Below are 20,788 nucleotides of genomic sequence, written 5' to 3' on the forward strand. Positions count from 1 at the left end.
GCGCCGCCGCCTACTCCGCGGCCTCGAGACGCGACGACGGACAGGCCTTTTCCAGCGCCTGGTCGATGTCCTCGATAATGTCAGAGGCATGTTCAATGCCGATCGACAGACGGATCGTCTCCGGCAGCACGCCGGCCGTGCGCTGCTGCTCCGCCGACATCTGCCGGTGCGTGGTCGAGGCCGGATGGCAGGCGAGCGACTTGGCATCGCCGATATTGACGAGACGCGTGATCAGCTTCAGCGCGTCGTAGAAGGCCTTGCCAGCCTCCATGCCGCCCTTGATGCCGAAGGTGAACAGCGAGGAGGCGTTGCCATCGAGATATTTCTGCACCAGCGGATAATAGGGGCTATCGGGGAAGCCGCTGTAGTTGACCCAGGCGACGCGCGGATCATCGCGCAAAAATCCGGCGACCTTGCGGGCGTTCTCGACATGGCGCTCCATGCGCAGCGCCACGGTCTCGATGCCCTGCAGCAGCAGGAAGGCGTTGAATGGCGACAGCACCGAACCCATGGTGCGCTGATAGACGCTGCGCGCGCGCTCGATATAGGCGGTGCGGCCGAAGCGCTCGGCATAGACGAGGCCGTGATAGGAGGCGTCGGGCTTGTTGTAGGCCGGGAAGCGGTTGGCATGCCTGGCCCAGGGGAAATTTCCGGAATCGACGATGGCGCCGCCGAGCGTGGTGCCGTGACCGCCCAGGAACTTGGTCAGCGAATGCACGGCAATGTCGGCGCCGTAATCGAACGGCTTGAGCAGGATCGGCGTGGCGACGGTGTTGTCGACGATCAGCGGCACGCCATGCGCATGCGCGATCTTCGCCAGCGCCTCGATGTCGCAGACATTGCCGGCGGGATTGCCGATGGTCTCGGCGAACACGGCGCGGGTGTTCTCGTCGATCAGTCTTTCGATCGCCTCGGGCTTGTCGCTCTCGGCGAAGCGGCCGGTGATGCCCTGCCGCGGCAGGATGTGGGAGAGCAGCGTGTGCGTGGTGCCGTAGAGCTGCGGCACCGACACGATGTTGCCGCCGTGGTCGGCGACGTTGACGAAGGCGAAATGCAGCGCCGCCTGGCCGGTCGCGACCGCGAGCGCGCCGACACCGCCTTCGAGCTGGGCGATGCGCTTCTCGAGCACCGCGCTGGTCGGGTTGGCGATGCGGCTGTAACGGAAGCCCTCGGCCTCCAGATTGAAGAGCGCCGCACCATGATCGGCGCTGTCGAAGGCGTAGGCTGCGGTCTGATAGATCGGCACGGCAACGGCGTGCGTGGTCGCCTCGGGTTCGTAGCCGGCGTGAATAGCGATCGTCTCGTTGCGCATCGTGCCACCTCCGCGTGGAGCGGGCCGCACTTATTGGCCTAGAATGAGGCATGTGCGTTGTCCGCCGTCCCGGTGTTAGAGGCGGGTGGTAAAGCGGACAATAATTCGCCTAGAGATCGAGGAAGTAACCCTAACGCTTGTCGACGAATTGGCCCAAATCCGGGTTAAAGCGGATTAACGAATGCTGCGCGGTACGACTTGCCGGTCTGGACACTCATCGCTTGGCAGACGGCCATGGATCGAGATCGCACTCCCGATACATCCCATGCAGCTGTTTGCCTTGAAGAAAAACCGTACGAGACGTTAGTCCTCCTCGACGATCGAGCCATTGCTGAATTGGCGAGGGATACATCGAATACAGCATTCGGGTCGCCGCCCGATGGGTAAATGCGCGCCCATTCCTGCCGAAGTCCCACGCAGCATGAAAGGCAAGTCTTGCCTTTGAGGTGACGCAGATGTCGTCCGATGCAATTGTCCCCAGGACGATCGTGCAGGCGGAGGCGCAAAGGCCATCGATGACGACCGACTGACGCGCGGCGCGCAATTTCTCGTATCTCTCGATGTAGTAGGCAATCGACCCGCCTCGATCATTCGCAATGCGAACCACGGCATGGCTCGCTCCCGTGCCAGTGAGTAAGAGCAATCCCGCAACGACCCCTGCCAAAAATCTCATGCTGCTCGCTCGATCGATGTGATGCCGCAACTCGGCAAGATTACTGCTGATGCTGGGCCACCTTGATGCTTTCGGTCCTGGGTATCTTGACCTTGGTCAACGAACCAGTGCGGCGCGTCGCCAGAGGGAATCTGGAAACGCAGGTCACGGCGGGGTTTAGCGAGGAACTCCGGCAGCCCCGACGGACGGCAGCGGCGCTGGCCGCTACCGTCCCGCCAACCTCAATATCGATACCCGTACGGATATTGTCCGGGGCAAACGTAATTGCCGTAAGTGTCATACGTGCAGCTGTTATAGCCGCCGTAGTAGCCATATGCGCCGGCCGCGGCGGCTCCTACTGCTGCCGCACCCAGACCATAGGCTGCGCCCCTGTAAGCGCCGCGATAGGCTGCATTGCGATAGACCCCTCGGGCCACAGGGCGCCCCGCTATCGGGCGATAGCCATAACCACGGCCGGCGACGCCGTAGCGGCCTCCCGCAACCCGGTATCCGCCGCCCCGGACATGGGCGACGCGGGCGCCGCCGCCATGGAAACCTCCGGCGCGCATACCACCACCACCATGGAAGCCGCCACCTCCACGGCGAGCATAGGCGTCATCGGGAATCAGACAGACAGTGATCAGAACCATCGCCGCCAAAGCAGCGAGAAGGCATCGAAGCATGGCGTTCCTCCATTACTTGGGGTGCCGCGCTCATGATAAGGCGATGCCGCTCACGGATCGGCACCCGGCAGAAACCTCTTCTCCTGCTCAGGATCGGATTTGACTTAAATCAAGGAGTGAAAGATTGAGGGCCTCCTCATCGGATGGTGCGAGCCGAACGCGATTATGGAACTTGGTGCAGCTTCCTTGCCTTATGAGATCGAGAGGCTGACAGCGGCGGTGATCCACCCTCGAAATGCTGACCGCCCCTACGAGCTTCGCGTAGAATGCGCGAAGCTCTGAATCGATCGCTGGAACGGGTTAGGCCAGTGTCTGCCAGAGACGGTGTGCGAGCACACCGGAGCGCTTCTCGATCGCGGCGGCGGCGTCGAGCGCGAGATCCTCGCGATAGCGTCCTGCAATGAGCTGCACGCCGATCGGCTTGCCGTCATGCAGCGTAACAGGCACCACCGCGCCGGGCAGGCCCAGCACGTTGATGGCGGAGATGAAGCGGATCTCGCCCCAGAAGATCTCGCGCACGCGCTCGGGACTGATCGTATCTTCGCGCGGGCCCGGCGTCGGCTTCACCGTGGTCGGCGCCAGCACCACCGGATATTCCTCGAAAAACAATTGCCAGGCGCGGATATGGCCGTTGCGCGCGGCAGCCGCCTGCATCCAGCCCTTGAGATCGAGCACATTGGCCTTGCCTTTCATGCCGCCCCAGGCCTTGTGAAAGTCCTCGGAGGTGACCTTCAGCATATTCGCTTCCTGCATCACCACGGTCTCATTGGTGATGATGTCGCACCAGGTCTGCCAGACACCATTGATATCAGGCACCTCGACCTCGCTGACGCGATAGCCGGACCGCTCCAGATGATCCGCGGCCTGGCGCAGCGCCGCGGTGACGGAGGGATCGACGTCCATGTCGTCGGGGATCTTGGCCAGCGCCACCTTGATCGGTCCCTTCGGCCTCGCGCCGGTCAGCGGCGCCGGCACCCACCAGGGGTCACGCGGATCGCGCTGGCTCATCACCTCCAACGCAAGACGGACGTCGGCGACGTGGCGGGCAAGCGGCCCCTGCGCCGACATCAGATGCGCCAGCATCGGCCGCTCCGCCGTGGCGCTGGCGTTGAAGGCGGGGATGCGGCCCTGCGTCGGCTTGATGGTGGCAACGCCGTTGCAATGCGCCGGCCAGCGCAGCGAGCCTCCGATGTCGTTGCCATGGGCGATAGTGCCGATGCCCGCCGCCACCGCCGAGCCCGCGCCGCCCGAGGAGCCGCCGCAGGTGATATCAGGATCCCAGGGGTTCAGCGTCAACCCATGCAGCGGATTGTCGGTGAAGCCGCGGAAGGAGAACTCCGGCGTGTTGGTGAGGCCGATGACGATCGCACCGGCCTTCTTCAGATTGCGCACGACCGGGGAATCCGACGGTGCAATCAGATCCTTGTTGTCGGGAACGCCGTTGAAATTCGGCCGTCCCTCGTAATCGACATTTTCCTTGATGGTGATGGGCACGCCGTGCAGAAGGCCGAGCTCGCCGCCCTTCGCGCGCTGCCTGTCGGCCGCATGCGCGGCCTTCAGCGCTTCCTCCGAAAGGTCGACGACGACAGCGTTGAGCTTCGGATTGACGGTGCGCATCCGTTCGAGATGCGCCTCCACCGTCTCGACGGCGGAGATGGCGCCGGAGCGGATCGCGGCCGCGGTCTCCACCGCCGACCATTGCCAGGCCGGCCCCTTGGGCCGGCGCGCTGCGGCCGGACTCTGCCGCGTGGGCGTCTTTGCCTTCTTGGCAACAACGGCCTTTGGTGCGGCTTTCTTGCTGGAGGTCTTTGCCCGTTTCTTCGAAGCAGTCTTCTTGGTCTTCTTAGCCGTCTTCTTCGCCACGTCGCATCTCCTGAAATTGCGCCGCGGAGGTTACGGATGGCGAATGGGCGTGTACAGGTGCGTTTTCTGCATGGCGCGATGGCGCGACGCGGCGAATTGTCCGCGATCGCGCCGCTTGCGCTATTCGGCAGGACAGGCGGCAACGGCCGCCTGCGCGCGGTCGAGCCGCAGGCTCCACAGCGCCAGCACGAGCCCGACGGCGGTGATGCCGGCTGCGACCACGGGCAGCGCCGATAGGCCGAGCCCGCGCTCGATGGTGACGCCACCGGCCCAGGCGCCGAGCGCATTGCCGAGATTGAACGCGGCGATGTTGAGGCTGGACGCCAGCGTGCGGCCACTGGGGCCCGCCGCCTCCAACACGCGCAGCTGCAGCGGGGCGACGGTCGCAAAAGCCGCGATGCCCAGCAGCAGGATCAGCACGATCGCGGCGATCTTGACCGACAGCACAGCGGCAAGCCCAAGCAGCACGATGGCGAGCGCGGCGAGCGTTCCGATCAGCGCGCCGCCAAGGCCCCGGTCGGCAAGCTTGCCGCCGGCGACGTTGCCGATCGCGAGACCTGCGCCGAACACCAGCAGGATCGGCGAGACCGCGCCTTCCGAAAAGCCGGTGAAGCGCGTCAGGATCGGCTGGATATAGGTGAAGACGACGAACAGGCCGGCAAAGCCGAACACGGTCATGGCAAGGCCGAGCAGCACCTGCGGGCGGCCGAGCACCGCGACTTCCTCGGCGAGCGAGACCGGCTTGTCGCCGTTGCCGACATGAGAGGGCACGAGGGCTGCGACCACGGCGAAGGCGATCATGCCGATCACGGTCACGGCCCAGAACGCCGCGCGCCAGCCGAGCATCAGGCCGAACCAGGCGCCGAAGGGCACGCCCAGAAGCGTTGCGACCGTGAGGCCGATGAACATGGTGGCAATCGCGGAGGCGCGCTTGTCCTCGGCAACGAGGCTGGTGGCCACCACCGAGCCGACGCCGAAGAAGGTGCCGTGGGCGAGCGAGGTCAGCACGCGCGCGGCCATCAGCAATTCATAATTTGGCGCCAGCGCGCAAGCGGCATTGCCCAATGTGAAGATCGCCATCAGCGCCAGCAGCACGGTTTTCCGCGGCATCCGCCGCGTGGCCAGCGTCAGCACGGGCGCGCCGACGAACACGCCGAGCGCATAGCCGGAGATCAGCAGGCCCGCGACCGGCACCGAGACGTGCATGTCGGCCGCGACCTGGAGCAAGAGGCCCATGATGATGAATTCGGTGGTGCCGATGCCGAAGGCACCGGCGGTGAGCGCGAGAACGGCGGGAGGCATGCGTAGCTCCGATGGATTGAGACGAGCCACGCACATAGCCGTCTCCGCGCAAAACCATTAGAATGTCCGCAATCCAATCATTTGTGACGTGAATTCAACATGGCCCGTTTCGACACCAACCGCTCCGCCGAGATGGAGGTCTTCGTCCGCATCGTCGATCTCGGCGGATTCACGCAAGCCGCGCGAAAGCTGCGGCTGACGCCGTCGGGGGTCAGCAAGCTGATGTCGCGGCTGGAGGCGCGGCTCGGCTCGCGCCTCGTCAACCGCACCACGCGCAAGCTGACCCTGACCGAGGAGGGCCAGGCGTTCTACCAGCGCGCCGTGCGTATCCTCGCGGAGATGGAGGAAGCCGAACGCGAGGCGGCCTCCGGCGCGGCGCCGCGCGGCCGCCTCACGGTGAACAGCAACATCCCGTTCGGCATGCTGCATCTGATGCCGCTGATCCCTCGCTTCCTGGAAGAGCATCCCGAAATCACGCTCGACCTCGTGCTGACGGACACGACGATCGATCTGATGCAGGAGCGTGCCGACGTCGCCATCCGGGTCGGCCCGTTGCGTGCCTCACGTCTCGTCGCACGAAAGCTCGGCACCAGCCGCATGGTCGTGGTCGGCACACCCAGCTATCTTGCCCGCTGCGGCACGCCGAAGACGCCGGCGAATCTCGCCGCGCATCGCGGCATCGGCTGGACCTTTCCGCGCATCCGCGGCGGCTGGCCGTTCAAGCGCGGCGACCGCACCGAGGAAGCCATGCCCCCGCCGGTCGCGCGCGCCAGCGACGGCGAAGCCGCCCGCCGCCTCTGCCTTGGCGGCGTCGGGCTCGCCCGCCTCGCCCTCTTCCATATCGGCCCTGACATCGAATCCGGCCGGCTCGTGCCGGTGTTGCAAAGCTACAATCCCGGCGACCGCGAAGACATCCACGCCGTCTATGTCGGCCACAGCGCGCCCCTGCCCGCGCGCGTGCGCGCCTTCATCGACTTCCTCGCCGAGCACGTGCGGGTGAGCGATCCCGCGCTGAAGCGCGCGGCGGATGGGAGATGGAAGGTGGCGGGGTGAGGCGCGACAACACAGAGAGCGTCGGTCAATCCGGATTGATGCGACAATGTTCCGCGTGGCAAGCCCGTTGCGGCACGTCACTGTCGCTTGCGCGAGGGTGCCGAAACCGCGAAAACCTACCTGCTTCAGAACTCGTCAGGGGAATTCCACACACATGCAGTTTGATGACGTCATCCTCGGTCGCCGGAGCATCCGCGGCTACAAACCGGATCCGGTCCCCAAGGAGCTGATTGCAGAAATCATCGGTTTGGCGATGCGGGCCCCGTCGTCGATGAACACCCAGCCCTGGAATTTCTACGTCATCACCGGCGAGCCGCTGGATCGGATCCGCGCCGGTAACACCGAGCGGATGGTGGCGGGCATCCCGCAATCGCGCGAGTTCCGCACGGGCCAGGCCTTTGCAGGCAAGCACCGCGACAGGCAGGTCGGCGTCGCCAAGCAATTGTTCTCCGCAATGGGCATCGAGCGCGACAACATGGAGAAGCGCCAGGACTGGGTGCTGCGCGGCTTCCGCCAGTTCGATGCGCCGGTCTGCGTGATCATCACTTATGACCGCGTGCTTGACGGGAGCGACGATACGCCGTTCGACTGCGGCGCCGTGGCGACCGCCCTGGTCAATGCCGCGTGGTCCCGCGGGCTCGGCGCCGTGATCAACAGCCAGGGCATCATGCAATCCCCCGTGGTGCGCGAGCACGCGGGCATCGCCGACGATCAGGTCATCATGAAAAGCATCGCGCTGGGCTGGCCGGATGAAACTTTTCCGGCCAATGCCGTGGTGTCGGAGCGGAAATCCGTCGAGGAAGCGACGGTGTTCGTCGGCTTCGAGACGTAGCGGCGTGCGATCGGAAGGGCTGGAGGCATTTTGGTGATCCGCGCCATGATCCGACATGCGCTCGTGCTGGCGGCGGCATTCGCCGCTGCCTTGACGCCGTTGATTTGTCTTGGCGAAACCAGCAAGCCGTTGCCGGCCAAGGCAACGCGGGAACTACCCGCTGAGCTGCTCTCGCTGCTCGAACAAAAGAAGATGCCGAAAACTTCGCCCATCCTCGTGCGCCTCTTCAAGGAGGAGGCCGAGCTCGAGGTCTGGAAACAGGACGCCACCGGCCGTTTCCAGATGCTCAAGACCTATCCGATCTGCCGGTGGTCGGGCGATCTCGGGCCGAAATTGTACGAGGGCGACCGACAGGCTCCAGAAGGGTTCTATACGATTACGCCCGAATTAATGAACCCCAACTCCAACTTCTATCTGTCGATCAATGTCGGCTTCCCCAACGCGTTCGACAAGGCGCACAAGCGCAACGGCAGCTTCCTGATGATCCACGGCGATTGCTGGTCCAGCGGCTGCTATGCCATGACGGACGAACAGATCAGCGAAATCTATTCGCTGGCGCGCGATTCCCTCAGCGGCCGGCCATCGTTCCAGGTCCAGGCCTATCCGTTCCGCCTGACGCCGGGAAATCTGGCGCGGCATCGCAACAGTCCCAATCTCGCTTTCTGGAACATGCTCAAGGTCGGCAACGATCATTTCGAGACGACGCGGCTCGAGCCGAGGGTGGATGTGTGCGACCGCCGCTATGTCTTCGATGCGCAAGCTCCCCCGAATTCGCCGTCGCCTCCAGTGTTCAACCCGACCGAAAAATGTCCCCCCTTCGTCGTCAACCCGGACATCGCGCGGCGGGCGCTGGAGAAGAGGCGCGCCGACGAGCTCGAATATGCGCGGTTGCTCGAAGACAATGTGCCGGCTGCCCCGATCTACAGCGGACTGGACGGCGGAATGAACAAGGCTTTCCAAGCGCGGTTTCCGGGCCGCGTGACGCTTGCGAAAGTCATGCCGTATGCATCCTACCTGCCGCAATTGCCGCCGATCCCCTGGATCGACAATGATGGCTCGTTGACGAGCAGATGGTTTGGCAACTCGTTGGATAAGCCGCGGTAGTGTCATCCGACGAGTGTCGGCTTCCCGTCGGGTCGGTGCTGAACGCTCGTGCGGCGTCCGCGATGAATCATCAGCAGACAGAGCGCGGACGATCCATTGCAGCAACAGAGCCTTACTCGGCAGCCAATGCTGATCGCAGTTCCAGCTTCTCGTGCGAAGCCTCGTGCATGTCATCTGCGGTCGGCTTGACCCGGAACCAGGTGGCATAGAGCGCCGGGAGGAACAGCAGGATCAGCACCGTTCCGACCGCGGTGCCGCCGATCAGCGTGTAGGCCATCGATCCCCAGAAGACGGAGTGCGTGAGCGGGATGAAGGCGAGCACGGCGGCCAATGCAGTGAGGATCACCGGCCTCGTGCGTTGCACCGTGGCCTCGATGATGGCGTGATAATCGTCAAGGCCGGCGGCTAAGTTCTCCTTGATCTGCTCGGTCAAAATCAGGGTGTTGCGCATCAGGATGCCCGCCAGTCCGATCAGGCCCAGGATCGCGTTGAACCCGAACGGTTGGTTGAAGAGGAGCAACATCGGCACGACGCCGACGAGGCCGAGCGGTCCCGTCAGCACGACCATCGCCATCGTCGAGAAGGATCGCACCTGCAGCATGATGACGATCAGCATGGCGGCAATCATGGCAGGAAAGATCGTCGCCAACGCGTCGTTGGCCTTGGTTGCTTCCTCGATCGATCCGCCCAGCTCGATACGATAGCCGGCCGGAAGCGACGCGATCAGGGGCTGGAGGGCCGTCTTGATGTCCTTGGAAACCTCCGGAGGTTGGGTCGCCTCATTGATGTCAGAGCGAATGGTGACGACCGGCGTGCGATCGCGGCGCTTCATGATCGGCTCTTCGAGACGGATTTCCGAACGACCGACCTGGTCGAGCGGAATCGCGCGGCCGTCCCTGCTCATCAATGAGAAATCCGCCAGACGCGATGGGTCCAGCCGCTCCCGGCCGGCGCTGCGCGCCACGATTGGGACATTGCGGATGTCCTCGCGAACCTGCGTCACGGCGATGCCGGTGAGCAGGAACTGGAGCTGGCGGCCCACCTCGGCCGGCGACAGGCCGATCAGGTTCAGCCGGTCCTGATCCGGGATGAAGCGGAGCACGGGCGTGCGGTCGCCCCAATCCCGATTCGCCTGCCGCGCGTCGTGAACGCCGCGCATGACTTCAAGAGCCTTCTGAGAGATGGCATACAATTGAGCGGGATCCGGCCCCATGATCCGGAACTCCACCGGGAAAGGCGTATAAGGTCCGAATACGAGTTGAGTGACGCGCACATTGGCCTCGGGTGCGAGGCCCTGTGACACGGTCTGCCGGAGCCGGTGCTTCAAAGCCTCGCGCGCCTCCGCGTCAGGCGTCAGCACGACGATCTTTGCGAAGGCCGGATCGGGCAGCTCGGGCGCCATCGCGAAGAAGAAGCGCGGCGCACCCTGACCGACATAGCTCGTGATGATCTTGGCCTCGGGTTGATCGTGCAGCCAACCCTCGAGCTTCTCGACGGTGGCCGTCGTCGTCTCGATGCTGGTGCCTTCGGGCAGACGAACTTCCACCAGCACTTCCGGGCGATCGGAGGTCGGGAAGAATTGCTGCTTGACGCCACCCATGCCGACAGCGGAAAGCGCGAAGGCAACGGCGACGATGCTGCAGGTCAGGAACTTGTGGCGGACGGCGAAGGTGATGAGTCCTCGCAGGCGCCGATAGTTGGGCGTGCCGTAAATCGCTTGGTGACCGCCCTCGACCGGCTTGATCGCGGGCAGCATCTTGACGCCAAGATAGGGCGTGAAGATCACCGCGACGATCCAGGAGACGATGAGGGCGAACCCGACGACCCAGAAGATGTTTCCGGCGTATTCCCCGGCCGTCGAGCGCGCGAAACCCACCGGCAGGAAGCCAGCGATCGTAACGAGCGTTCCGGACAGCATCGGCGCGGCGGTGTGGCTCCACGCATAGGCCGCGGCCGAGATGCGGTCCATGCCCTCTTCCATTTTCACCACCATCACCTCGATCGCGATGATGGCGTCGTCGACGAGGAGACCGAGCGCCAGAATCAAAGCGCCGAGCGTAATGCGGTCGATGAACCGGCCGGTTTCGAGCATGATGAGGAAGACGACGGCAAGCGTCAGGGGCACCGCCGCCGCGACGACGATGCCGACGCGCCAGCCGAGGCTCAGCAGGCTCACCAGCAGCACCACGCCGAGCGCCATCGCAAACTTCATCATGAACTCGTCGACCGCCGAGGTGATGTTGACGGCCTGATCGCTGACCTTGGCCAGGCTCATCCCGAGCGGCAATGTCCCGGCGATCGCTGCGGACCTCTCCTCCAGCGCCTTGCCGAGGGCCAGGCCATTCCAGCCTTCCTGCATTACCGCCGCGAGCATGATGGTGGGCTCGCCCTGGTGCCTGATGATGTAGGTGGGCGGGTCCTCGTAGCCGCGGCGGACCTCGGCAATGTCGGCCAGCTTCAGCGTCCGCCCGGCGGCGACGATCGGCGTGTCGGCAATCGCCTGGACGCTGTCATAGGCGCCATCGACCCGGATGAAGACCTGCGGTCCCTTCGTGTCGATCGATCCTGCCGGGGTCAACGTGTTCTGTCGCTGCAATGCGGCAACGATATCCGTTGCCGCTACGCCGAGGGTCGCCAGCTTGGCATAGGAAAACTCGACGAAGATCTGTTCCGGACGCTCGCCGAGGATGTTGATCTTCTTGACGCCGGGCACATGGAGGAGGTCCTGACGGATGGTCTCGGCTTGCCTGGCGAGTTCGCGCATCGGCATGCCCTTGGCCTTGAGGGCATAAAGGGCGAAGCTCACGTCTGAATATTCGTCGTTGACGAAGGGGCCGAGCACGCCGGAGGGCAGCTTGCGGGCTTCATCTCCGAGCTTCTTGCGAGCCTGATAAAACTCCTCCTGCACGTTCGAAGGCGGCGTGCTGTCCTTCAGCGTTACCGTCATGTAGGCATAACCGGGCCGCGTCGTCGTCTCCACCCGATCGTACCAGGTCAGTTCCTGAATCCGCTTCTCCAGGGGTTCAGCGACCTGGTCCTGCATCTCGCGTGCCGTCGCGCCTGGCCAAACCGTCGTGACCGTGAGCGTCTTGATGGTGAAGGACGGGTCCTCGGCCCGACCGAGCTTGAAGAAGGCGTAGGCGCCCGCGGCAGCCAACAGCAGGATGAAGAACAGGGTGACGGCCCGCTCGCGAACGGCGAGGGCGGAAAGATTGAAGCTCATCACTTGCCCCTGCTTTCCGACGCGGTCCTGACGCGAGCACCTTCGTGCAGAAGATGAGCGCCGAGGGAAACAATCTGGTCACCGGAGTTCGATCCGGAGATAACGGCCGTCTCGCTGGTCACGCGCAGCAGCTTGACGGGCTGCAAGCGTACGGTCGAGGTCGCGCCGTCGAAGACCCAGACGCCTGTCGATCTGCCGTCATCGAGCACGGCACCCAGCGGCACCTGGACATCCGGCTGACTGTCCTGGCTTGCAAGCCGAATGGTCACCGTCGCGCCGAGTGGTGCAGCCGCGGCGTCGCCATCGAGCACGTAGCGGGCCTCATAGGTGCGGGTCTGGGGATCGGCGGAATCCGACAATTGGCGCAGATGCGCGGTATAGCGGCGCCCGTCGCTGCCATAGAGGCTCGCCTCGGCGAGCGATCCGATCGACGGCCGGGTGGTTTCGGGAAGCGCGACCACCGCTTCGCGAGGACCGGACTGTGCCAGCCGAACCACCGCTTGGCCGGCGGCGACGACTTGGCCGGGCTCACCCAGCGTTTGGGTGATCGTTCCGTCCGCATCGGCAACCAGGATGGAATAGGTCGCCTGGTTCTCCGCGACGCCCGCGTCCGCTTCCGCCGCGGCAAGCTGCGCTTTGGCGGTATCCGATGTGGCCTTCGCCTGCTCGTAGCGCTGCTTTGACGTCCATCCGTCGTTCACGAGATTGGCGTAGCGCCGCTCGTCGGCGTCGGTCTGAACGACAACTGCACGCGCGGCGGCGACCGCGTTGCGCTTGGCCGTGACCGCCAGACGAAGATCGGTTTCGTCGATCCGCATCAACGGCTGTCCGGCCTTGACTTGCTCCCCGACATTGACGAGCCGTTCGACGATCTTCCCCGCGACGCGAAATCCGAGATTGCTTTCCACGCGCGCGCCGACCGTCCCCGTGAAGCCGCGGTCGGATCCGCTGACCCGCGCCGCCGTCACCAGACGGACTATCGGGGGCTCCTGCCGTGGGTCGTTCACCGCGGAGGCTTCATGGGCGGGAATCGCAAGAGCAACGAAGGTTGCCACACCAGCTGGGACCAAAATACCGGCCAGCACCGCAACACCCCTTTTCATGATCGACTCCTTCGAAATTTGGATTTCGTACGACTTCTATATACAGTTTAGATTTCGATCGAAATCTAAATTTGGACCGTCACGTGAGCGTGATCACCGAACGCCGGGGAGTTTTGGTCCAGAGGCACCCAAATCCCGCCGCTCCCATTGATAGATTGCAACTGAACTCTATCTCCGTTATAGAAGTCGAACGAAATCCAAATGGAGCTACACGATGCGAGTGAGTCGCACTCAGGCGGCCGAGAACCGCCAAACCGTTATCAATGTGGCCAGTCGCCTCTTCAGAGAGCGCGGCTTTGATGGCATCGGGCTCAAGGATCTCATGAAGGGGGCCGGGCTCACCCAGGGCGCCTTCTACAAGCAGTTCGCATCAAAAGAGGATCTGGCGGTGGAAGCGTCCAGGCGCGCATTGGAGAGCGCGTCCGGCCGATGGTCCGACGCGGCCGCTCAAAATCCCGATGATCCGCTTGGCGCGGTAATCACGTTCTACCTCAGCGGCGACCATCGCGGAGAGAAGATGGACGGTTGCCCGATCGTGGCGCTTGGCTCGGATGCCGCACGGCAGGGCCCCGAGGTGAAGGCGGAATTCGAAGCAGGACTGAAAGCGCACCTCGACGTACTCGACCGCTTTCTCGGCGGAACTGGCGAGGCGGACTCCCGCGGCAAGGCGATGGCCATTCTCGCAACGATGGTCGGCGCGGTGACGCTATCGCGCGTCGTCAACGACTCTGATCTGGCTCAGGCGCTTTTGGATGCCGCGGCCCAACAGGTCCGCGAGGTCGCTGCCGCTTGAAAGCGCGCCCCTCGAAACACGGAGAGATCGAATGCTCAGCATGACTGAAGCCAAACCAAGCTTGCTGAAAATATCGGACAAGCTAAGCGTGCGTTTTCAGAAGACCGGGAGTGGGCCTCCACTGCTCCTCATACATACGATCCGGACGCAGCTCGAATATTTCCGCAGTCTGGCGCCCCTCCTCGCAAGAGCGTACACGGTCTACGCCATTGATCTCCCAGGTCACGGACACTCACCAATCGACCCGGACGCCAGCTTCGACGAACCCTACTTCAGGCGAGCCGTTATCAGCTTCATCGAGGAGCTAGACCTCTCCAATTTGACGCTCGTTGGCGAGTCGATCGGCGGAGCATTGGCCCTCACAGCAGCGGCGTCGCTTCCGCAGCGAGTGAAGCAGGTCTACGCAATCAACCCCTACGATTACGAGATCCGCTACGGCGACGGTATTCGACGCGGTAATTGGTTCGCGAACTTCATCATCGGAAGCTTGCAGATCCCCGTGTTCGGCGCGATCAATGCAGCGCTCGAAAACAAGATTGTCCTCGGCAGGATCATGGGTGGCGGATATCACGACCCGCGCAAACTACCAGCCGATCTGCTTGCAGAATTCGACGCGGTCGCTCGTCGCCCGGGATACAAGCGGATGGCGCGCAAGGTGCTGGCAGGCTGGCAATCCTGGAGCAAGGCGCGGGACTATTATCAGCAGATATCGGCGCCCGTGACCCTCCTTTACGGCGATAGCGACTGGTCTCAACCAAATGAACGCGAGCGCACGCGGTCGCTAATCCCTGCCGCACAGATGTTGACTCTGAAAAATACGGGCCACTTCTCAGCTGTCGAGAATCCGTCCGAACTGGCTCGTGTGATCCTGGCGACAGGATAACGATCCGCGCCGGAAAAAAATGGCGGAGGAAGAGCAACTGGGATCCTGCCTTCTCCGCAATCTAGTATTCGAGGCAATCATTTACCTGTGCCGGCACGTTAGAAGTGGGAGCCATGCCAGGACTGCTCGGGAGCGGTGTCGGGGGACGCCGTCCCCGGGTCCAACTTGGCGCTTTGCGGCCCTCTCATGCCGCCAAGAAGCCCCTCCGAAAGGGTCTCTCCAATCCTGAACCTTCAATTCAAAATTGATTCGTACTTGGGTCGCGCTGGTTGAATGACATTAACGACGCGTGAGTGACGAGTCCGTAGCTTTCCCGGAATGTGAAAGGGCTCACACGACAATCTCGGCTTCGCGTTACGTTTCAGTTGGGGCGCATGAGGAGGCAGGTCATGGAGAGCACACCAGCCCAGCGTCCGATATGCCGACTGTTCGGTCAACTAGAAGTCTGGGGTCGCCACGGGACCCGCGTCGAGTTTCTCAGCGAACGCTCAAAGCATCTCCTTGCTGTGCTTGCCCTGCAGAAACGGGCACCTGTCAGTCGTGACGTCCTCGTTGCGCGCCTTTGGGGCGATGGACCGGCCGAGCGTCTTCGCCGCAACCTCAGTACGGAAGTGTGGCGCCTTCGTTGCGCGCTTGCGAACGCCGGCGAGAATCCCTCGCAGTGGATCAACGCCCGGCCGGAATCGCTCTCCTTGTCTGCAAACGAGCAGGTGTGGATCGACATCGAAGCGTTCGATCAGTGCATCAAGGCGCCTTCGCCGCAGTCGAACCCCGCAAGCCCGATTGCGACATCGGAGGCCATCGAGCAACTCTATCGGGGGGATCTTCTCAGCGAACTCGCCTACGATTGGTGCTTGACGGACAGGGAGGCCTATCGCGGCCGCTTCCTCGCATGCCTCGAGACCCTGCTGATTGCGGCAAAGCACAGGTCCGATTGGGGAGAAGCCATCCGCATCGCGCGCCGAATCCTGGCCGAGGATTCCTTCCTCGAGCACATCCACCGCGAGATCATGCATTGCTATGACATGATGGGCGATCGGATAGCCGCGCTACGGCACTACGAGAAGCTTCAGCTCGCATTTCGGCACGAGCTCGGAGTCTCGCCAACCCGTGAAACAACAGCGCTATTCCGTCGTCTACGCGACGATGGGGCACAGCAACCGGATACTATCGCTCCGCAGGCCAACGTTGACCGGGACTTTGAGCGTCAGCTTGAACTAATTCAGAAGCACCTCTACCAACTCAGCCAGGAAGTTCGGGCTTTCGCCTCGATCATGCAGGCTGCTCCTCGCCAGAGCCAGCTGCACCAAACTATCGAGATACCGCCGGGCATCGACCTGGCGAGAAAAATTTCTTCCGCATCCTAGTTTGTGACACCCGAGCACTCCGGTTGTGACCGGTGTGAGACACCAGCGCTCGATGATCGCCCGGTGTCATGGAGCGCGGATGCGAACGAGCCGCAAACCTTGGCCGGTCGCATTATTCGACTCCGAACCACCAATTGCGAGGAACGATCATGCCAAATTACAAAGCATATATCGCTGCCGTCGACCATTATCCAAACCCCGCAAACAACCTCCCGAGTTGTATCAACGACGCGAAGGCGTTCCATCAGAAGATCACCGACGTCTACAAATTTGCAGACGTTCGATTCGACTACGACGAAAAGGCAACCCTGCAGAACGTCGAGGCTGGACTGTCATGGCTGTTCAACGGAGCGAGCCCGGATGATCGGCTCGTGTTCTTCTTCTCCGGCCACGGCTACCAGGTCGCCCAGGGCCAGGATCTGGAAGAAGTGCTGTGTCTGTACGACCAGTTCCTGTTCGACAACGCGCTCAGCCAGAAGTCCCAGGCGGTGCCCCCCGGCGTCTTTACGCTGATATCAGACAGTTGCCATTCAGGCGGCATGTACAAGGTCATGATGACCGACGGTCACATGGATGTCGCCCAGACCAAGGTGCTCAAGGTTCCGCCGATCGTCGAGAACGACAAGGTATTCCTCGATCCGAAGAAGGTCTCTCAGCTGCGCTACCGGCCCTTCGGCGCGTGGCCTGGCGCGGCATCGAGGATCGGCAATCGCCTCGGGTTGACGGTCGGAAAGGAATTCGACGAGGCCGGCCAGTTGCAGATGAATGGGATGCTGCTCTCCGCCTGCCTTGCAGACGAGACCGCATCTGCTTCGACGCCGAAGACCGGCGGCAAGTCGGCCTTCACCTACGCTCTACTCGAGCAACTCACTGCCCTCGGTCCCCACGTCTCGAACCGGCAGCTCGTCGAAGGAACGACCAAGATGCTGCGGGACCTCGGCTTCCGGCAGACGCCGGTCCTCACCGAACCCACCAATCCCGCCGGTCTGGCCGCCGCGTCATTCCTGCTCTTCCAGGGCCAGGCGGCGCCCCAACCTTCTTCCCCCGACTGGATGACGAGGATCATCCAGGATGTACTCAGCAACCAGAGAAAGGATCCGACTATGATTCACGACAAATCTATCGGCCAGCCTGTTGCAAGCGGCGACGAAAAATTCTGGGGTGTGCTCGCGAGCCTCGCCTCGGTGGCGGTGCCAGCCATCGTCGATGCGCTGCGAAAGGGTGATTTTCAACCGCAGAAGGACTTCACGGCTATTCCGGGCGGTGAGGAGAAGTTCTGGCGCACCTTGCTCAACGTCGTCTCGACCGCTGTGCCGGCGGTTGTGCAGGCCTTGCGCAAGGGGGGCTATGAACCACAGAAGGATTTCTCGGGTGGTCAGGAGAAGTTCCTTGGGTCCATCCTCGGCATAGCCACCAGTTGCATGCCAACGCTGTTCCGCACGATCTCTGCACAGGGAATCCAGCCGCAGAAGGATTTTGGCGGCGAAGAAAAGTTCTGGGGCGCTATTGCGAGCGCGATCTCGGCGACACTGCCAGTCGTTATCAACGCGCTCAGCAAGCAGGGCACCCCCGTCAAGGGATTCGAGGATGTCCCCGCCGGCGATCAGAAGTTCTTCGGCGCCATCGCAAGCGTTATCGGCACGCTCGGGCCGATCGTCATTCAGGCGCTGAGCAAGAGCGGTGTCGATCCTCAGAAGGACTTCCAGCAGGCCGGCCAAGAAAAATTCCTCGGCGCGCTCATGAGCGTCATCGGTACGGTGGCGCCGGTCGTCATCCAGGCCCTGACGAAAAGCGGCGCCGAGCCGCAGAAGGACTTCGGCGGCGAAGAGAAGTTCTGGGGAGCATTCGCCAACATCGTTCAGGCCGCGCTCCCGGCCGTCATCGGCGCGCTGCGCAAGGGCGATTTCCAGGGGGACAAGGACTTCGCCCCAACAGGAGCGGGAGCGGGCGCCGGCGATGACAAGTTCTGGGGTGCGATCGCGCGCGTCGTGGCCTCCGCAATCCCCACGATCGTCGGTGAGCTGACCAAGAGCGGTGCACCAAGCACGATCTCACCGTCATTGGCTCCGAGCCTCGCTCCGAGCGGTTTGGCGATGCCGCACGACCTGGTCGCAAACGTCGTCTCCTCGGCTTTGCCCCAGCTGCAGCGGACATACTAGCTTGCGAGAACCCGCGCCTCCTAGCCCCAGGAGGCGCGGCCTACTTGGGACACAACACGCAGGTTGCTGCCAGTCTAGGCGCCCGCGGAATGTCAGGAGAAGGTCATGGGCGATTTCGTTGACTTTGCGGGAGTTGCCGAGCAACGCGGCGACACCGTTCGACTCGTATCTCTCGGCAATAATGGGGCTCTGCAATTCGCGTCACAAGACGTGAAGCTCGAGAACAATCGGGTCGCAGTGCGCGTAGGCGCCGTGGCCATTGCGATCGAGGAGCCTGGCGACAGCAAGGTCGAGGACCGTCCGCCCGCCGATACGCTTCGCGAAAGTTGCCCAAGTGGCATCACGTGCTGCATCGGATCCGTTCACGTCTGTTGCGACGATTTCCGGGTGCTCGGGACTTGTATAGGTGCATGGGGCTGCGCCCGTGCGCGATTCATTCCCTGATCGAGCCGGCGCAGTTTGGGGCCGCTGGCGCAAACCAACAGCGCGGCTATTCCACGTCGAAGTGCGGCTTTGAGCTGGCGGAGAGAGTGTCCGCTGCAAACTTCGACCAAGCCACTGAATTTACGGAATTATATTCTTCTGAAGAGTGACCTGGCCCCACTTTTGGCCCTACCGCAAATGTCAGAGTGACGCCAGAACCTAGATCGCATCACTTGGCGGGAGGGACGAGCGGCGTCGTCTCCGGTGATACAAATTCATCGAGCGCTGCTTCGACTTCCTGCGGAAGACCGCCGTCCGCGTCATCCGGCGCCGCTGCCGCGTGGGCTTCGATCTCCTCGCGCTTCTGCGCCTCGGTAGCGACGGCCAGCCAAATTGAGCGGAACTCGGCATAGCTTCTTGGATACCGTTTCTCCGAGAGTTCGGCACCAGCATCGAAAAGAACGGCGGGCTCGATCCCCTCGTCTTCCATTAGTTTACGCAGCAGCACCCCTAGCGGAACGGCCTTGACAGTCGGCGGGCCAATGATCTGGCGCTCCAAGGCGAAAACTTCGCGTCGCAGTGGGCTCCGTTGAGTATCAATCGTGACGATTGGATACGGCCGCCCAGCGATAACTCCCTTCAACTCCTCACGACCAGGATAATTGAAGTCCCTCCTGAAGCGCACTCCGTTGGAGCTGTCTGACTCGCAAAGGGCAAGCGCCAATTCAGCGGAAAGGATCAGTTTGTCGGCGGACGAAAACTTTGCAAGACGAAAGCCGCAGTCGATGCTCTTACCCAGGAAGTCGAATTTGTGTGGCTCCGCGTCTGCACGGCGTTCGAGTTCTTCGTCCCCTAAATCAATCGTTGAGGATTGGTCACTGTGAAAGATTTCGATGGTCACGTTAGGCGCCGGGAATGCTGCCAACCAAGCGGCTCCCTTCACATCAAGATGCTTGCCTCTTGAATCGAGAACGCGACCATAGTCGTCGAGTGACTGGATGAACGCCTCTACGACGCAGACAACGTGATCCAAACTGAGAACACGGCAGCAGAATATGATTTCGTCACCGACTGTCTTCCAAACACGCGGGCCGAAATCGACAATCGGCTTGGTGGTCGCCGCCTGTTCACCAAATCTACGACGGAAGGTTGCCGGGAATTCGCGGTAGAATTTTCCAATCTCATCGACCCACATCGGGTGGGCCGAAGTCTTTACCGTTGCCTCGCCGGCTCCACCTTTGAACGCGGTAGAGCCGACGAGATCAACCGACAAGAAAACTCGCGAACGATATTGAGGGCACTCCAAGCCGGACACTGCTATTGGAGTCCAAGGCTCTTCGCTCGGACCTCAGCCGCTTGGACGCTGACGGCAAATCGCTCTGCCAACTCCTCCATATCGTCGTCCCAATACGCCTTTTCGAATTCCGCTTTAGGCATCAGAAATGCGGCTGCGAACCAATTAGCTTCCCACTCGGCTCGCTGCTGGTCTTTGTCGTCTTCATCTACCCATCTAGTTGCAACCATCTCGGCACCGGGGTGGAGCTTCTTGACCCGTGGATAGTGCAAAAAAAGGTGACCTAACTCGTGTGCAATCGTGAAACGGTCGCGCTCCGGCGAAGTCATCGTCGGCAGATAGATCGTAAAATCGTTTGAAGCTCTCACCACAATAGACTCTGGAATCGCTCCGCCACTACGCAGTTCGTTCCTGTAGAGGAGACGGCCCCCAAGACGTGCAACAAGGGGCTCGATAGAGTTGCCTGGCGCGAAATTTAGCGCAGTCGCAACCTTCTCCGCGTGAGCCCACACACTTGCCTTCGAAGCGCGAATTGGTTCAGGTCTAAAAACTCTGGCCATAACAATCTCCTGCCGCGCCCTACAATAATGATTCTCGATGCTAAAATATAGGCTTGTTCTGCATATGTTCCGGCATCCGCGGCGATTTATCGCACTTTATGCTGTTGACAGTGTGCAAGGCCAGACATCTTCCGAGACTCATAGTCACAATTACCAGTTGCCTCGCCTCGACGAGACTACTA

General features: G+C 62.3%; 16 protein-coding genes. 8 read left to right on the forward strand and 8 right to left on the reverse strand.

What is annotated here, in order from left to right:
• Positions 1-10: 10 nt before the first annotated feature.
• The 4 genes from SE91_RS30100 to SE91_RS30120 all read right to left on the reverse strand — a co-directional run bounded on the left by SE91_RS30100 (position 11) and on the right by SE91_RS30120 (position 5,812).
• Positions 11-1,312 (reverse strand): O-acetylhomoserine aminocarboxypropyltransferase/cysteine synthase family protein, encoded by a 1,302-nt coding sequence (locus tag SE91_RS30100; protein ID WP_061850233.1) that lies wholly within the window; start codon positions 1,310-1,312, stop codon positions 11-13.
• Between the two features lie 214 nt (positions 1,313-1,526).
• A complete protein-coding gene (locus SE91_RS30105) occupies positions 1,527-1,985 on the reverse strand; it encodes a Clp protease/crotonase-like domain-containing protein (protein WP_061850234.1) in 459 nt (152 codons plus the stop codon).
• Positions 1,986-2,947: 962 nt separating this feature from the next.
• Positions 2,948-4,510, reverse strand: coding sequence for an amidase family protein (locus tag SE91_RS30115; protein WP_061850235.1), 1,563 nt, complete (start codon positions 4,508-4,510; stop codon positions 2,948-2,950).
• 120 nt (positions 4,511-4,630) lie between these two features.
• A complete protein-coding gene (locus SE91_RS30120; RefSeq protein WP_061850236.1) occupies positions 4,631-5,812 on the reverse strand; it encodes an MFS transporter in 1,182 nt (393 codons plus the stop codon).
• A 99-nt stretch (positions 5,813-5,911) separates the two neighbouring features.
• Between SE91_RS30120 and SE91_RS30125 the strand changes: the two genes are divergently transcribed.
• The 3 genes from SE91_RS30125 (at position 5,912) to SE91_RS30135 (ending at position 8,801) form a co-directional block, all read left to right on the forward strand.
• Positions 5,912-6,865, forward strand: coding sequence for a LysR family transcriptional regulator (locus SE91_RS30125; protein WP_061850237.1), 954 nt, complete (start codon positions 5,912-5,914; stop codon positions 6,863-6,865).
• Positions 6,866-7,019: 154 nt separating this feature from the next.
• Positions 7,020-7,697, forward strand: a complete 678-nt coding sequence (locus SE91_RS30130; protein WP_061850238.1) for a nitroreductase — start codon at positions 7,020-7,022, stop codon at positions 7,695-7,697.
• 45 nt (positions 7,698-7,742) lie between these two features.
• A complete protein-coding gene (locus tag SE91_RS30135; RefSeq protein ID WP_061850239.1) occupies positions 7,743-8,801 on the forward strand; it encodes a L,D-transpeptidase family protein in 1,059 nt (352 codons plus the stop codon).
• 112 nt (positions 8,802-8,913) lie between these two features.
• On the opposite strand, the gene SE91_RS30140 is transcribed toward SE91_RS30135, so the two are convergent.
• A complete protein-coding gene (locus tag SE91_RS30140; RefSeq protein ID WP_061850240.1) occupies positions 8,914-12,024 on the reverse strand; it encodes an efflux RND transporter permease subunit in 3,111 nt (1,036 codons plus the stop codon).
• Positions 12,024-13,127, reverse strand: coding sequence for an efflux RND transporter periplasmic adaptor subunit (locus SE91_RS30145; protein WP_061850241.1), 1,104 nt, complete (start codon positions 13,125-13,127; stop codon positions 12,024-12,026). Before SE91_RS30145 ends, SE91_RS30140 begins: the two co-directional genes overlap by 1 nt.
• Before the next feature lie 214 nt (positions 13,128-13,341).
• Between SE91_RS30145 and SE91_RS30150 the strand changes: the two genes are divergently transcribed.
• The 5 genes from SE91_RS30150 (at position 13,342) to SE91_RS36680 (ending at position 18,773) form a co-directional block, all read left to right on the forward strand.
• The gene (locus tag SE91_RS30150; protein WP_061850242.1) at positions 13,342-13,920 is read left to right on the forward strand and encodes a TetR/AcrR family transcriptional regulator; all 579 of its coding nucleotides are present in this window, start codon (positions 13,342-13,344) and stop codon (positions 13,918-13,920) included.
• Positions 13,921-13,951: 31 nt separating this feature from the next.
• A complete protein-coding gene (locus SE91_RS30155) occupies positions 13,952-14,803 on the forward strand; it encodes an alpha/beta fold hydrolase (protein WP_061850243.1) in 852 nt (283 codons plus the stop codon).
• 389 nt (positions 14,804-15,192) lie between these two features.
• Positions 15,193-16,170, forward strand: coding sequence for an AfsR/SARP family transcriptional regulator (locus tag SE91_RS30160; RefSeq protein WP_197489538.1), 978 nt, complete (start codon positions 15,193-15,195; stop codon positions 16,168-16,170).
• 149 nt (positions 16,171-16,319) lie between these two features.
• Positions 16,320-18,329, forward strand: a complete 2,010-nt coding sequence (locus tag SE91_RS30165; RefSeq protein WP_061850245.1) for a caspase family protein — start codon at positions 16,320-16,322, stop codon at positions 18,327-18,329.
• Between the two features lie 105 nt (positions 18,330-18,434).
• On the forward strand, positions 18,435-18,773 hold the full coding sequence (locus tag SE91_RS36680) for a hypothetical protein (RefSeq protein ID WP_008541895.1): 339 nt from the start codon (positions 18,435-18,437) through the stop codon (positions 18,771-18,773).
• A 208-nt stretch (positions 18,774-18,981) separates the two neighbouring features.
• Here SE91_RS36680 and SE91_RS30175 read toward each other — a convergent pair whose 3' ends face one another.
• Both SE91_RS30175 and SE91_RS34890 read right to left on the reverse strand, forming a co-directional pair.
• Entirely contained in the window at positions 18,982-20,025 is a 1,044-nt protein-coding gene (locus SE91_RS30175) for a hypothetical protein (protein WP_061850247.1), read from the reverse strand.
• A gap of 44 nt (positions 20,026-20,069) precedes the next feature.
• Positions 20,070-20,606: an ImmA/IrrE family metallo-endopeptidase gene (locus tag SE91_RS34890; RefSeq protein ID WP_063921329.1), complete on the reverse strand. Its 537-nt coding sequence runs from the start codon at positions 20,604-20,606 to the stop codon at positions 20,070-20,072.
• Positions 20,607-20,788 lie beyond the last annotated feature (182 nt).

The sequence above is a fragment of the Bradyrhizobium sp. DOA1 genome (assembly GCF_001593325.1).
Taxonomy (GTDB): Bacteria; Pseudomonadota; Alphaproteobacteria; order Rhizobiales; family Xanthobacteraceae; genus Bradyrhizobium.